Consider the following 14,317-nt stretch of genomic DNA (forward strand, 5'->3'; position numbering starts at 1 on the left):
GTGCCTGTCGTCGTCGTCACAGATTCCTCCGCACGGTTGCCCGCAGCCGTTGCCGACAGCTATGGCATCATCCAGGTTCCGCTGCACCTGACCCTCGACGGCAACGACTACCTCGAGGACGACGAGAACGTCCCCGCCGACATCGTGTCGACGCCCGGCGTGACCACGGCGGGTGCTGCACCGCACGACCTCGTGCAGGCCTACGGCGAAGCCATCGAACTCAGCAAGGGCGATGGCGTCGTCGCGGTCCACATGTCTCGAAAGCTGTCGGGCACGTGGAGCGCGGGACGGCTCGCCGCGGAAGACTATTCGGGCCAGGTCCGCGTGGTCGATTCACGCTCGGTCGGACTCGCCGTGGGATTCGTCGCGATCGCCGCGGCACAGGCAGCCCAAGACGGTGCCGATCGCGATCGCGCCTACGAAACCGCCATTCGTCAGGCTGCGACCGTCGAGTCGTTGCTGTGTGTGCAGAATCTGGACAACCTCCGCAACAGTGGACGCATCAGCGCAGCGAGCAAGATGCTCGGGTCGGCACTGTCGATCAAGCCGATCCTTCACGTAGTCGACGGCACGCTGACCCTGCGCGAACGGACACGCACCTTCTCCAAGGCGCTCGACAAGATGTCCGAGGCGGCCGTCGACTACGCCGATGGCCGTCCGGTGACGCTCGGTGTGCAGCACTGCCAAGCTCCCGCTGCCGCAGCCGATCTCGTCGTTCGACTACGTGAAAGTCTGCGCAGTGTGACGTCGAGTATCACGGTGGATCTGGGTCCGGTGCTCGGCTGTCACGTCGGTCCCGGCGCTGTCGGCGTGGTGATCGGTACCCAACTCCACCCCATCACCAGGGGGCCGTCGGTCAGCTGACGTGCTGCCGCCTCTGGCCATCTGTCGCTTCCCTCGAAGCTCCGCACGACCCGTCCTAACGAATGCACGCTCACGTGCTGTCCACAATCGGGCCCCGTTCCACAGACTCTCTCAGCGCACTCGGCTGCACGCAGGAACGGGTCTGCGGCGACCTACCGTCAGACAGTATGAGCGACAAACCAATCCGGATGGCGCGCGCGTCGGCGGCGCGGGGTGGTGGCGGGCGGGGATCGGGTCGCGGTCCCGACCGCGGACGGTCCGCGCTCGACCGGTTGTCGGTGACGGCACCCGCAACCGTGCAGGTCGACGAGGGGCGAGTCCCGAGCGCTCGTGATCGCGCGGGGTCGGCTGAGCTCGACGCCACCCCCGCGGTTGCTCCGCCGGACATGGTCGACACCGTTGTCGACGACCCCGCGTCAGTCGGGTGGGGCGTCGACGCGACACCAGGATGGCTCGCACCCGGCGATGACCGCCACCAGAGATATCCCTTCGCCGCGCATGGGGACGGTGTCGACGAGGACGACGAGGACGACGAGGACGACGCGTCACGACCGCGACGCCGATTCGCCGTCGCTCCCGCGGGTGCGATCGCTCTGATACTCGTTGGTGTGATCGCCTGTGCGGCAGCTGGTTTCGGTCTCTTTCGCAGCGACGACGTCGTGCCGACGGTGGCATTTCCGGCATCTGCAGGTCCGTCGTCTGGTGCATCACCCGGGAGTGCGGACCGGCCCGAGGGCGCGGCGCAACCGGGTACTGCGCCCGGCGCGCCCTCGGTCTCGCCGACGACGATGGTGGTCAGTGTCGTCGGTCTGGTGAACAAGCCGGGGCTCGTGCACCTCGCGCCCCGTTCGCGGGTGGCCGACGCGCTGGCACGCGCGGGTGGTGCGCGTGCCGGGGCCGACACGACATCGCTGAATCTCGCCCAGGTGCTCAACGACGGCGACCAGGTGCTGGTCGGTTACGCAGGCAAGAACGGCCAGTTGTCGCTGCGTAGTGCAGTGGTGGCCGCTGGAACCGGCGGAGGCGCGTCGGCAGCCGCACCCGACACCGGCAGTGCATCCGAGTCCGGCTCTGGGACAACTGGTTCCGCCGGCTCCGGGCCTTCGGGTGGGAAGGTGGACCTGAACACCGCGACCGCAGAGCAACTCGACACGCTGCCGGGCGTAGGACCGGTCACCGCCAAGGCCATCATCGATTGGCGTGCGCAGCACGGGAAGTTCACGTCGGTCGATCAACTCGGCGAGGTCGACGGCATCGGACCAGCTCGGCTGGCAAAGCTGCGCGATCTCGTGACCGTGGGCTGACGCTACAGTGGATTTCCGGCTTGTCACGCCTGCTCTAGTGGTGTGGTCGGTCACGCTTCTCGGTCTGCTCGGACCGTCGTGGTCGATGCCGACGATCGTGTGCTTCTCCGGAACCGTCTTGGCCACGGCAGTATTCGGCTGTCGCCGACGGGTGCTCGACTGGCAGACGATCGGAATCGTCGTCATCGGTGCAGGCATGGCGGCGACATGTGCCCTCGCTCTGTGGATGCGGCTTGAGACACGCGACGCGCATCCGCTGGTAGGGATGTCGGGTAAGGCGACGATCACCATGACGATCCGCGACGACCCTCGCAACTTCGGGCCCGCGCAGCGGGGGCAGGTGACGATGCGAGTCTCGGTCTCGGCGATCGGGGAGCGGCGGGTCCGGAGTGCTGTCGCCGATGTCGTCGCTCGCTCGTCGGCGTGGTCGGGGTTGCTGCCGGGACAACGTGTGCGTGCGTTGATGAGTGTTCGTGCGCCGCGCGGCGGCGATCTGACCGTCGCGCGGCTGACGGCATCGGGATCACCGACGCTGGTGGGGCGGCCTCCGCCGCTGCAACGGGGTGCGGGTGCCGTGCGGTCGAGGTTGCAGCAGAACTCTGCCGCTGCGCTGGGCGGCGAGTCCGCCGGTTTGCTGCCCGGCCTGGTGATCGGCGACGAGAGTGCGCTCTCGGAGACGGTGCGCGACGAGTTCAAGGCAGCAGGTCTGAGCCACCTGACGGCCGTGTCCGGTGCCAACTTCGCGTTGATCTGTGGAGCGGCGATCGTCGCCATCCGGTTGGCGGGAGCGTCGCCGAAAGTCGCGGCCGTGTGCGGGATGGTCGTGATAGTCGGGTTCGTGATCCTGGTCAGGCCGTCGCCGAGTGTGGTGCGGGCGGCGATGATGGGTGGTGTCGGGTTGCTGGCGTTGTTGTCGACGCGGCGGGCTCATGCGTTGCCGGCGCTAGGAGTGGCAGTGCTCGCAGGTCTGCTCTGGTGGCCGGAACTCGCAAGCTCACCGGGTTTCGCGTTGTCGGTTGTCGCTACCGCAGGATTGGTGCTTGTGGCGCCTGCCATTCGAGACAGACTGCGCGACTGGAGAGTACCGCCGGTTCTGGCCGAGGTCCTCGCCATCGCGATTGCTGCGCAGATAGTGACGGCACCGGTGATCGCGTTGATCAGCGGAACGTTCAACGTGGTGTCCGTGCTGGCGAACGTCGTCGTGGCCCCGGTCGTCGGCGTGATCAGTGTGATGGGGACGTTGGCGGCTCTGATCGGGATGGCGGGTGAGGTCGGATCGGTGTGTGCTCAGTTGTTGCTGCGTGCGACCGCGCCGGAATTGTGGTGGATGCTGGCCGTCGCCAGGTGGTTGGGTGGATTGAGTTGGGCCGCAGTGGATGTCCCGGATGGGGTCGCGGGAATGGCACTGGTGCTGCTGTGCACGTGCGTCGGCGTGGGGATCGCTTGCGGTAGGCGGATCGTCGGTGCTGTCAACCGCGCGGGTTCTGGTTGTCGTCCGGTCGATTGAACGGCGGATGTCTTCCGCAGAATTCGGACCTGCATGCGCGACACTGTTCGGGTGCAGAACAGAATTGTGCGTCGTGCCATCGTCGCGACGGGTTTCGCCGGTGCCATCGGTGTCGGCGTCCTGACCGGTCAAGCGTATATGGGTTCCCCGCAGGCGGCTGCCGACACCGTCGCACGTCACAGCGTGTGTGGGTCGCGCTACTACGAGAACTCGGATGGTGTGTGCACGCCCCGCCCGGATGGTTCGGCAACTGGGATTCGTTGCAAGGACGGCAGTTTCAGTCATGCTGCGCATCGTCAGGGTGCGTGTTCGAGTCATGGCGGGATCGACGAGAGTTCTGGTGAATCCGGCGGCAGTGCGGAACTCGGGAGCGCGGCGCTGGGTGCGGGTGCAGTAGGGAGCGCAGTGATCGGTAGCTCGGTGCTACCTGCACTCCTCTTCGCCAGCTGAGCCGCGCGCCGGAAGTCTGCGTGTCAGGGCCGTCTGGCACGATGAATGGCGTGACCGACCGCCTGCATCTTCTCCTCGGAGACGACGATTTCCTCACCGGACGCGTGATCTCGGGCGTGACCAACGAACTGTCAGAGCATGTCGGTGCCGATATCCCGGTGACGCGAGTGCGGGCGGGTGATGTCAGCGAGCACGAATTGGCCGAGTTGCTGAGTCCGTCGTTGTTCGCCGAGGACCGCGTCGTCGTCGTCGAGTCAGCGGCCGAGGCGGGCAAGGAGCCGGCTGCGCTGATCACCCAGGCGGCACGCGAACTGCCCGAGGGCATCACGCTGATGGTGATCCACACCGGGGGCGGTCGCGCGAAGTCGATGGTCGCCGAACTGCGCAAGGCCGGTGCCGTCGAACACGATTGTGCGGCGCCGCGGTGGCCGTCGGAGCGGATGGACTTCGTCCGCAAAGAGTTTCGCGACCTGGGTGCCAAGGTGAGTGCCGACGTCGTCGAGCAGGTCGTCGAGGGCGTCGGTGCCGAACTCAGGGAGCTCGCTGCCGCGTGTAGTCAGCTCGTTGCCGACACCGGCGGGAAGATCGATCGTGATGCGGTCCGGCTCTACTACCAGGGCCGCCCCGAGGTCACCGGCTTCGAGGTCGCCGACAAGGCGGTCACGGGCGATCGCGCCGGAGCGCTGGAGTCACTGGCCTGGGCGGTGCATCACGGGGTGCCGCGAGTTCTTCTGGCCGATGCTCTCGCCGAGGCTGTGCACGCCATCGCTCGCGTACGGGGGATCGGGTCGATGGATCAGTACGCTGCAGCGTCGGAGCTGGGTGTGCCCCCATCGCGCGTGAAGAAGGTGCAATCGCAGGCGCGTGCCTGGGATTCGTCGTCGATAGCGCAGGCCGTCGTCGTGGTGGCCGGGCTCAACGGAGACGTCAAGGGGCAGGCTGCCGACGCCGACTATGCGCTGCTGCACGCAGTCGATGCTGTTGCCTCTCTGCGCCCCACCTCGCGTCGACGCTGACCCTCGCTGAGCAACGCAACTCACCCCGGCGACCGCGTGGAAGTCGCCGGGGTGAGTTGGCTAGAACGAGGAGACGGTCGGCGCTGCGACCCATCACGTGTTGCAGGTTGGACCACGCTGCGGGTGCGCGCTCGGACTCGTCGAGCTCCGGCACGTGCCGGAAGGGCTACCTCAGAGCTTGTTGACGGCCACAGCGATGGCCGACTTCTTGTTGGCAGCCTGGTTGGCGTGGATGACGCCCTTGCTGGCTGCCTTGTCGAGCTTGCGGCTGGCCGACTGTCCGAGCTCGGCTGCCTTGTCCTTGTCGCCGGCGTCGACAGCCTCACGGAAGCTACGGATCGCGGTGCGCAGCGAGGACTTCACCGACTGGTTGCGCTGCCGGCGGATCTCGTTGGTGCGGTTCCGCTTGACCTGGGACTTGATGTTTGCCACGCGTGTGTACCTATCAGTTGTTGTTGCTGGTTGTGTTCCTGAGCAGGTCAAACGGGTGGCAGCCTTGTACCGACCGTCGACTCTGCGACAGCGGTCTACTTTACCAGCCGGAAACGGGGGTCCCAAATCCGTGGCGTCCGGTGGCTGGCAACCGTGCGGGTATCGATCTCCTGTGAATCGGTGTGACGGTGCGCCGGGCTACACATGTTCGTGATGTCCGGATCTAGGCTCGACACATCATGTCAGTTGTTTACGTTCATGTCGGACTACCCAAGACGGGGACCACCCATCTCCAGGATCGGCTGTGGTGGAACCGCGACCTCGCCTTTCGCCACTCGGGTCTGCTCTACCCGGGAAACGAGATGGTCGATCACTTCCACGCCGCCACACATCTGCAGCCCGACAGATATCTCGACTGGGTCGATCCGGCGTTTGCCCACAGCTGGCCGACGATGGTCTCGCAGATGCGGGCATGGCCGGGGAAGTCGCTGGTGTCGCACGAGTTGTTCGCGACAACGCGCGACGACCAGATCGAGTCACTGGTGAACGATCTGTCGTTCGCAGACGAGGTCCACGTGATCGTGACCGTGCGCGACCTCGCCCGCCAACTGCCGTCGGTGTGGCAGGAGAACGTCAAGAACCAGCGCCTCGCGTCGTTCGATGACTTCGTGGCGTCGGTACGTCGGCACGCGCCGCGTCGAACGGGGTCGTGGGGCGGCGATATGGAAGAGGAACCGTTCTGGGAGTTCCAGGACTACGTCGGCATCCTCGGCCGGTGGGCGGAGTTCGTCGGACCCGAAAGGGCGCATCTGGTCACCGTGGCCAGCCCGGGGACGGCCGGGTCGTCGTTGTGGGAGCGCTTCTTGTCCGTGCTCGACGTCGATCCGGCGCCGATGACCATCGACGTCCCGACCAACAACACCTCGCTGTCGGCGGCACAGGCAGAGTTCCTGCGCCGTCTGAACTCGCGCCTGCAACCCGACGACATCGAATGGGAAAGATACGAGCGCGTCGTGAAGGGACACATCATCGCGAAGGTGCTGTTCGCGCAGAAGGGGGGCACTCCGCTCGGGCTCTCGACAGAACAGCGTGGCTGGGTCGCCGAAGAAGCCGAGGCCATGGTCGACGCCGTGCGGGTCGCCGGGTACCCGGTGACCGGCGATCTCGGCGATCTCGTGGTGGCCAGGACGTCCGGCGACGACTCCCGGCCTCCCACCGTGGACGAGATTCTCGATGCCTCGCTAGACGCGGTTGCGGGTGTCGCGAAGACGATGCCCTATCCCGAGACGGGAGCCCGTATGCAGACGCGCGCAGCGAACGTCGTGCGCCGCGTCGGTCGCCGCGTGGTCTCGGTGCGTCGGCGCCTCGGCTAGCGGGGTAGTCGTCTCGCCCGTTCGTGGTAAGCCAATTGCACCGACGTCGATGAGAGATGTGCGACGCGCCTGCGCAGACGTCATGCCGAGCGGCGCGATGTGAGGCACCATGTGTGTCTATGAGTCCCGCGTCAACCGGAGCGCCCGCCAAGAAGGCGGCGCGCAAGTCCGTGCCCTCGTCGTCGAAATCCGCCAACGGAGCCAAGTCGGCCAGTGGCAAGGGCGCCGAGCCGGGGCAGGCCGCCAAGGGCGGCAAGGTCAAGGTCGCGCGCGAGACACCTCCGACAGAGACAGGCATCTTCAAGGGCTATTCGAAAGGGCCGTACGGCAAGGCCTTTGACGAGATGTTCGACGCCGACGGCGAGGTGCGTCCTGCTTATCGGGGCATCTTCAAGGTCATGGCCGAGTCCGATCGCGCCGACCTCGAGGCCCGGGTCGACGCGCTTGGTCGGGCGTTCATCGACCAGGGCATCACGTTCTCGCTCTCGGGAATGGAGCGTCCGTTCCCGTTGGACGTTGTGCCGAGGGTTATCTCGGCAGCGGAGTGGAACAAACTCGAGGCGGGGATCACCCAGCGCGTGCAGGCCCTCGAACTCTTCCTCGACGATGTCTACGGCGAGCAGGAGATCCTACGAGACGGCGTCCTCCCCAAGCGGCTGGTCCACTCGTGCGAGCACTTCCACCGACAGGCCGCAAACATCCGTCCCCCCAACGGTGTTCGCATCCACGTCGCAGGTATCGACCTGATCCGCGACGCCAACGGCGATTTCCGGGTTCTCGAGGACAACCTGCGGTCGCCGTCGGGGGTGTCGTATGTGATGGAGAATCGCCGCACCATGGCGCGGGTGTTCCCCGACCTGTTCTCCACCCACAAAGTGCGCCCCGTCGCCGACTATCCGAGCCACCTGCTGCGCGCCCTGCGGGCATCGGCCGCGTTCAACGAGGCAGATCCCAACATCGTCGTGCTCACGCCCGGTGTGGCGAACTCGGCGTACTTCGAGCACTCGCTGCTCGCGCGCCTGATGGGCGTCGAGCTGGTCGAGGGTCGAGACCTGTTCTGCCGCGACAACGTCGTGTACATGCGCACCACCGAGGGTGAGCAGCGCGTCGACGTGATCTACCGACGCATCGATGACGACTTCCTCGACCCCATGCAATTCCGCCCCGATTCGATGCTCGGGGTGGCGGGTCTGCTCAACGCCGCGCGCGCAGGCAACGTCGTCATCTCGAGTGCAGTGGGCAATGGTGTGGGTGACGACAAGCTGATCTACACCTATGTGCCGGAGATCATCAACTACTACCTCGGCGAGAAGCCGATCATCGGCAACGTCGACACGCTGCGCTGCTGGCTTCCGGAGGAGTGCGAGGAAGTGCTCGACCGGATCGACGAACTCGTCGTGAAACCCGTTGAGGGATCGGGCGGTTACGGAATCGTCTTCGGACCCGACGCCACCAAGGCCGAGTTGGACACATTGGCGCGCAAGGTCCGCAACGATCCGCGCGGATGGATCGCGCAGCCTGTCGTGCAGTTGTCGACGGTGCCCACGAAGGTGGGAGACTCGCTGCGGCCTCGTCACGTCGATCTGCGTCCGTTCGCAGTCAATGACGGTGAGAAAGTCTGGGTGCTACCGGGCGGACTGACCCGCGTCGCCCTTCCCGAGGGCTCTCTGGTGGTGAACTCGAGTCAGGGTGGCGGTTCGAAGGACACCTGGGTCCTCGCGAGCCGCGCGACGCAGAGCGAGCGTGAACTCGGTGGTGGCAAGGTCGTCACTTCCAGTGCGGCCAAGGCAGCACGGCCCGCGGAGAGCGCGCCCGATCCCGTCTTCGAACAGACGCAACAGCAACAGCAGGGCCTCGGCTCGATGGCGCAGTCCCAGAGCATGCCGGGGATGACGCAGAGTCAGGGCACGTCCACGACTCAGAATACGGGCGGTGATCACCGATGATGTTGGCCCGCAACGCCGAATCCCTCTACTGGATCGGCCGCTATGTCGAACGTGCCGACGACATGGCGCGTTTGCTCGACGTGGCGATCCACCAGCTACTCGAAGACACGTCCGCTGACGTCGACGGCGCCGTGCGCATGGTCATCCAGGTCCTCGGGCTCGAGGTCCCCGACACCGACGATCCACTCGACGTGTGGGCATTGACCGAGCACGTCGCCTATGCGAAGGGGTCGGCAGGATCGGTCGTCGACCTCATCCGAGCGGCGCGCGAAAATGCCCGTGGCGCACGAGAAGTCACGTCGAGTGAGATGTGGGAGTGTCTGAACACCACCTACAACGGGCTCGCCGAGGCGGAACGTCGGGGCCGTCGACTCGGGCCCCATGAGTTCCTCTCGTACGTGAAGAACCGTGCGGCGATGTTCGCAGGACTAGCCGACGCGACGATGAGCCACGACGACGGGTACCGCTACCTTCTTCTCGGCCGGTCTGTCGAGCGTGTGGACATGACCATTCGCATGCTCCTGTCACGGGCCAACGACACCGTCAATTCGCCGGCGTGGGTCAACGTCCTGGTCTCTGCGGGTGCACACGACACCTACCTGCGGACTTATCGTGGTCTTCTCGACGCCGAGAACATCGTGCAGTTCATGTTGCTGGACAGGCTGTTTCCGCGATCGGTCTTCCACGCACTGCGTGTCGCCGAGCAAAATCTCGCCGAGATCGAGAAGCGCCCCAGTCGCGTAGGTGAGCAGGCCGAGGCGCTGTTGCTGCTGGGTCGGGCGCGCAGTTCGCTGGAATTCCTCGAACCGGGCCGGCTGCTCGAAGGGCTGCAGGAGCGGCTACTCGACCTGCAAGACACCTGTCGCGCGGTCAACGAGGCTGTCACCGCCCAGTATTTCCATGTGTCGCCGTATGTTTCGTGGGCCGATGCTCGCGTCAGCGATGGTGAGGACCACGTCATCGAGGAGAGTGAACTGTGAGCTGGCGTCTGAGAGTCGTGCATTCGACGGGGTTCGCCTACCAGAGTCCGGTCACCTCGTCGTTCAACGAGGCTCGTCTGACTCCGCGAAGTGACACGCGGCAGAACGTGATCGTCAACCGCGTCGAGACGGTGCCCGCAACGCGTTCCTACCGGTACACCGACTACTGGGGCACCGCCGTCACCGCGTTCGACCTCCATGCCCCGCACGAGGAACTCGAGGTGTCGGGGATGTCGGTGGTCGAGACCGAGCCGGGGGAGCGTCCGTCTCCGGAGAAGGCGGCGACCTGGGAAGAACTGCAGAGCGATTACGTCGCCGACCGGTACGACGAAATGCTCTCGTTCACCCCGTATGTACCCAAGAATGGGCGACTCGGTTCGACGGCGCGTCGAATAGCCAAGGGCTTGGACCCCGAGGACGCGGTGGAGGCCATCTGCAAGTTCGTGCACGAGGAGATGGAGTACGTACCCGGCACGACCGGCGTGCACAGCACCGCGGTGGATGCGTGGAACGAGCGGAAGGGTGTCTGTCAGGACTACGCGCACGTCAGTCTCTCCATGCTCCGCAGTCTCGGCGTGCCAGCGCGATATGTTTCCGGGTATCTGCATCCCAAGCCCGACGCGAAGATTGACAAGACCGTCGAGGGACAAAGCCATGCGTGGATCGAGGTGTGGACCGGGGGATGGTGGGGTTACGACCCGACGAACGACATGCCCATCACCGAGCAGCACGTCTCGGTCGGCGTAGGCCGCGACTACTCCGACGTCTCGCCACTCAAGGGCATCTACACCGGAGGCAAGGCCACCGACCTCGACGTCGTCGTGGAGATCACCCGACTGGCTTGAGCCGCACGAGGCTGTGCCGTCACTAGAACGGTGGTGGTCCGCCTGTATCGACGACGAGGGGCTGGTCGTTGTCGTGGGTGAGGCGGCGTTGGCGGTTGCGGTGTCGTTCGGCGCGGCGGCGGGCGTGTTTATTGGCCGCGCGTGTCCGATGGCGCGGGTTGGCCTCGGGTGGCTTGATTCGACGCGGTGGTGGGTCGCCGGTGGCTGGTGGGGTGAAGCGGAGTCGGCGTAGTCCGGGAAAGGTGTCTTCGAAGGTTTCGGCGTCGCCGGGGATGACGAATCCTTCCGGGGTGATGTATTCGGTAACCAGCCTGCCGGTGGCGGGGTCGCGGTATTGGTCATCGATCCAGTTGCCGAATGTTTTCTGGATGTGCCCGTATCGGCATTTGGTGTTGAGATTCTCGTAGCTGGTGTGCCCACCGGCCTCGGGGTTGTGGTGGTCGTATTCGGTGACGTGGTCGTTGTCGGCGGTCCATGCCGAATGGGCGCAGCCGGGGTCGGCGCAGTAGCCGTCGCGACAGCGCACCGCCTCATCCAAGGCAGTCGACGGGCGGTACGGGTCGGTGCCGTGTGCGGGCAGTGTGTAGGTGCCGTCGGCGTTTTCGGGGGTGTTTGTCGGGACCACGCGGTGGGTCACCGCGTCCGGGCGGGCGGCGATGTCACGGACGTGTTCGGCGGAGATGATGCCGTAGCCGTCCATGAATCCGACCGGCACTGCCTCGGACGTCTGGGCGGTCTGGTGACCGTCTTTGCGCGCATAACGCAACCCGGGCCGTCGGCCACCGGCGGCATCGCCGGGCGCGTCCTCGTCGGACGCGTCACCGTCGGACGCGCCGTCGTCGTTGCTGCCATGAGCGACGCCACCAGACGACGAATCCGTCTCGCCGTCAACGGCATCCGCCGCTCTGCCACCGGTTTCTGCGGTGCCGTCGGCGAAATCAGCGGTGCCCTCGACGCGATTCCCGATGCCGTCAGCGGAAGCGGCGATGCCGTCGGCGTGCTTAGCGGTGCCGTCGGCGAGATCAGCGGTTCCCTCGACGCGATTCCCGGTGCCGTGAGCGGAAGCGGCGGTGCTGTCGGCGGAACTCTTGGTGCCGTCGGCGGTTTCGGGTGGGGTGAGGGCGGCGTCGTTGCACACGACGTGGATGACGAACCGCGGATCGGCCGGCGGGACGGTGCCCGGTTCGGGGATCTGGGCGGTGCAGTCGTCACTGCCGCAACCGCATTCGAACCGTGAACCTGAGAGCAGCGCGAACATCGCATCCGAGGCGCGTTGCTGACGAGTCCGACCATCACCGCCGCACACCGCGTCGGCCAAGCGTCGTACCGCCGCGACCGCTACCCGCACGTTCTCTGCCGACATCACGGCGGTGAGCTCACCGACCCCGTCACCACAGTTGTCGGTGAACACGCCCCGCTTGTCCAGGGCACGTTCACGGCGTTCACGCACCGCATCCGGATCCTGGCGGAACACGATCCGATCTACCATGTCCCGCAGGCGTGGACGTTTCCACGACCCCCGCCGGGTACGTAGCGTGGTCGCGATCTGTTCGTCGACAGCGGCCACCACCTCGGGCGGGGTGCCCGGCCCACGCACCAGATCGGTACGTGAGATGACCAGTTGTGCTTGCTCGAGCGCGATGATCCCCTCCCGCAGACAGCCGAACACCTGCGGCAGATCATCCCGCAGCACGATCGCCTCGTCGAGCAGGCGTTCCGCTTGCGGACGTGACACCGCGAAGATCCCTGAGATGCGTGCTGCCGCATCCGAGAAGCCGTCGACGATCAGGCCATCCGTCTCGGCACGCTCGACGACCAGCCGGTCGTAGAGCACCCCGATCGACTGATACCGCGCCCACGCCAAAAACGCCTCACCGCACCGCAATCGGGTCAAACCCTCTAGGACGGCAACCGTGTCCGAACCATCTGGAGCGGCGGGATCGACACCACCGAGCAATCCAAGCGGCACGCCCGTTGCCCAGTCCGACTGAACAGCGTCGGGCGTCGGATCGAATCCTTCCGAATCATCACCTCCCGCAGCCGAATCGGCTCCTGGGCCCACTGACTCGATCGACATCCCACACCCCCTTGCCCTCGCCGGATCGAACGTTTGTACCCATAGTACGACCCACTACCGACAAGAAATCTCCGAAGAATTCCGGCCGTTCAGTTGTCGACTTCGATCGCCGAGCAATCGCCGAAGGCCGAGTTATCGGTTACGATACTGCCGCTCCATTGCCTCGAGGGTGTGCCGATCGCTGGCAGTGACGTCTCCTCGAAATTGCCCGATGGGCGTTGCCATGATCGACTCTGCGCCGAAGTCGGTCACGTCGAGGAGGGACATAGGCTGACGCGCGGTCGTCCCAAGGCGTGTCGGCGATCAGCTGGATCGGCGACTCATCGCCAGCCGTACTCGCGTCGGAGGCGATCGGCGACGGCGTTGAAGCGCTCCTCGTCGAGGATCGCACCCTCCCTGCGGATGCCGTTCTCGAGGACGATCAGCACCCGGTCGAGTCGGACGTAGCTGGTCCGGTGCTCCTCGTCCCAGACACCGGTTCCGAGTTCCATCCAGTTCGGGTCGTCGCGGTGGTAGTCCTGGCTCGAGAGCATCAACCCCAACAGATGCGTGTGCTCTGCGCCGCGGTCCCGTCCGACGACCAGCACAGGGCGGTCCTTGCCCTTGCTCGGGTCGTCCTCGTAGCGCACCCAGGTCCAGACGATCTCGCCGGGATCGGCCGCGCCGTCGAGGTCGGGGGAGTAGACGATCTCGCGGGCGACCTCGTGGGTCGGACGCATCCGTGACCGGCCGGTCATTGTTGCGACCCTCTGAGGATCAGATCATCGACGGCGTCGGCGGCGAGCTGCGCAGTCGGCTTCTTGTCTGGTTTGAGGTCGTGTCCCGTCTTCTCGATCTCGACCAGTCGTGTGGGCGCGGGGATGAGCGCGATGGCATCGGTGATCTCCGCAGTCGTCGCGAACGGATCGGTGGACCCGTGGACGATGACCGTCGGGACGGTGATGTCGCCGAGGTGATCGGTGCGCGCGCGTTCAGGTTTACCAGGCGGGTGCAGTGGATAGGACGAGAGCAACAGTCCCGCCACGTCGACTGCGCCGCCATCCTCAGCGACGACCATCGATGCCTGCCTACCCCCGTAGGAATGTCCGCAGAGAACGAGCGGGCCGTCGGATTCAGAACCGAACAACGACGCCGCCGCGCGTATCCCGTCCCGATCGCCGGCAGCACCCGACGGGCTCGGCGGTCCCTTCGGTCTGCGCTGCCGATACGGCAGGTCGATGCACGCGACGAAGACCCCACGGGCGCTGAACTCCGTGCCGTAGGCCCGCATGATCGCGGTCTGTCGGTTTCCGCCCGCGCCGTGCGCTAACACCAACACGGCGCGTGGGCGCACATCCGGACGGTAGATATCTGCAACGACGCCGTCGGCGGTGAAGGTCTCTGGGCTCACGGCTCTCACGCTATAAGTCGCAGCCGTCGGCGCGTTACGAGTGGTGTGGATCGTCGCCGCCACCGCCCATCTGGCGGCGGGGGCGCACGCGGACTCTCTCCGAGCTCGAGCGGAGTCGGTTGGCTCGCTTCAC

At 65.9% G+C, this 14,317-nt stretch carries 13 protein-coding genes; 9 read left to right on the plus strand and 4 right to left on the minus strand.

The annotated features are described in order from the left end of the window. The 5 genes from LK459_RS18455 (at position 1) to holA (ending at position 5,141) form a co-directional block, all read left to right on the plus strand. On the plus strand, positions 1-864 hold the full coding sequence (locus tag LK459_RS18455) for a DegV family protein (RefSeq protein WP_227919964.1): 864 nt from the start codon (positions 1-3) through the stop codon (positions 862-864). 167 nt (positions 865-1,031) lie between these two features. Beyond that, a complete protein-coding gene (locus tag LK459_RS18460) occupies positions 1,032-2,168 on the plus strand; it encodes a ComEA family DNA-binding protein (RefSeq protein ID WP_322590793.1) in 1,137 nt (378 codons plus the stop codon). A gap of 7 nt (positions 2,169-2,175) precedes the next feature. Continuing rightward, entirely contained in the window at positions 2,176-3,675 is a 1,500-nt protein-coding gene (locus LK459_RS18465) for a ComEC/Rec2 family competence protein (protein ID WP_227919966.1), read from the plus strand. A 51-nt stretch (positions 3,676-3,726) separates the two neighbouring features. Further along, positions 3,727-4,125, plus strand: coding sequence for a DUF3761 domain-containing protein (locus LK459_RS18470; protein ID WP_227919967.1), 399 nt, complete (start codon positions 3,727-3,729; stop codon positions 4,123-4,125). Between the two features lie 41 nt (positions 4,126-4,166). After that, a complete protein-coding gene (gene holA, locus LK459_RS18475; protein ID WP_227919968.1) occupies positions 4,167-5,141 on the plus strand; it encodes a DNA polymerase III subunit delta in 975 nt (324 codons plus the stop codon). A gap of 171 nt (positions 5,142-5,312) precedes the next feature. Here the strand turns inward: holA and rpsT are convergent, their stop codons facing one another. Then, a complete protein-coding gene (gene rpsT / locus LK459_RS18480) occupies positions 5,313-5,573 on the minus strand; it encodes a 30S ribosomal protein S20 (protein ID WP_005180469.1) in 261 nt (86 codons plus the stop codon). A 239-nt stretch (positions 5,574-5,812) separates the two neighbouring features. Here rpsT and LK459_RS18485 point away from each other — a divergent pair, with 239 nt between their 5' ends. The 4 genes from LK459_RS18485 (at position 5,813) to LK459_RS18500 (ending at position 10,717) form a co-directional block, all read left to right on the plus strand. Continuing rightward, positions 5,813-6,946: a sulfotransferase family protein gene (locus LK459_RS18485; RefSeq protein ID WP_227919969.1), complete on the plus strand. Its 1,134-nt coding sequence runs from the start codon at positions 5,813-5,815 to the stop codon at positions 6,944-6,946. Between the two features lie 119 nt (positions 6,947-7,065). Beyond that, positions 7,066-8,892, plus strand: a complete 1,827-nt coding sequence (locus LK459_RS18490; protein ID WP_227919970.1) for a circularly permuted type 2 ATP-grasp protein — start codon at positions 7,066-7,068, stop codon at positions 8,890-8,892. Further along, positions 8,892-9,872 (plus strand): alpha-E domain-containing protein, encoded by a 981-nt coding sequence (locus tag LK459_RS18495; RefSeq protein WP_217997291.1) that lies wholly within the window; start codon positions 8,892-8,894, stop codon positions 9,870-9,872. The genes LK459_RS18490 and LK459_RS18495 overlap by 1 nt, the downstream gene beginning before the upstream one ends. Further along, positions 9,869-10,717, plus strand: a complete 849-nt coding sequence (locus LK459_RS18500) for a transglutaminase family protein (RefSeq protein ID WP_007239001.1) — start codon at positions 9,869-9,871, stop codon at positions 10,715-10,717. Before LK459_RS18495 ends, LK459_RS18500 begins: the two co-directional genes overlap by 4 nt. Positions 10,718-10,739: 22 nt before the next feature. Here LK459_RS18500 and LK459_RS18505 read toward each other — a convergent pair whose 3' ends face one another. The 3 genes from LK459_RS18505 to LK459_RS18515 all read right to left on the minus strand — a co-directional run bounded on the left by LK459_RS18505 (position 10,740) and on the right by LK459_RS18515 (position 14,184). Then, positions 10,740-12,794 (minus strand): DUF222 domain-containing protein, encoded by a 2,055-nt coding sequence (locus tag LK459_RS18505; RefSeq protein ID WP_227919971.1) that lies wholly within the window; start codon positions 12,792-12,794, stop codon positions 10,740-10,742. Between the two features lie 320 nt (positions 12,795-13,114). After that, positions 13,115-13,531 (minus strand): type II toxin-antitoxin system PemK/MazF family toxin, encoded by a 417-nt coding sequence (locus LK459_RS18510; protein WP_039994050.1) that lies wholly within the window; start codon positions 13,529-13,531, stop codon positions 13,115-13,117. Continuing rightward, a complete protein-coding gene (locus tag LK459_RS18515) occupies positions 13,528-14,184 on the minus strand; it encodes an alpha/beta hydrolase family protein (RefSeq protein WP_227919973.1) in 657 nt (218 codons plus the stop codon). Before LK459_RS18515 ends, LK459_RS18510 begins: the two co-directional genes overlap by 4 nt. Positions 14,185-14,317: the final 133 nt, after the last annotated feature.

The organism is Gordonia otitidis (genome assembly GCF_020735545.1).
Classification (GTDB): Bacteria; Actinomycetota; Actinomycetes; order Mycobacteriales; family Mycobacteriaceae; genus Gordonia; species Gordonia otitidis.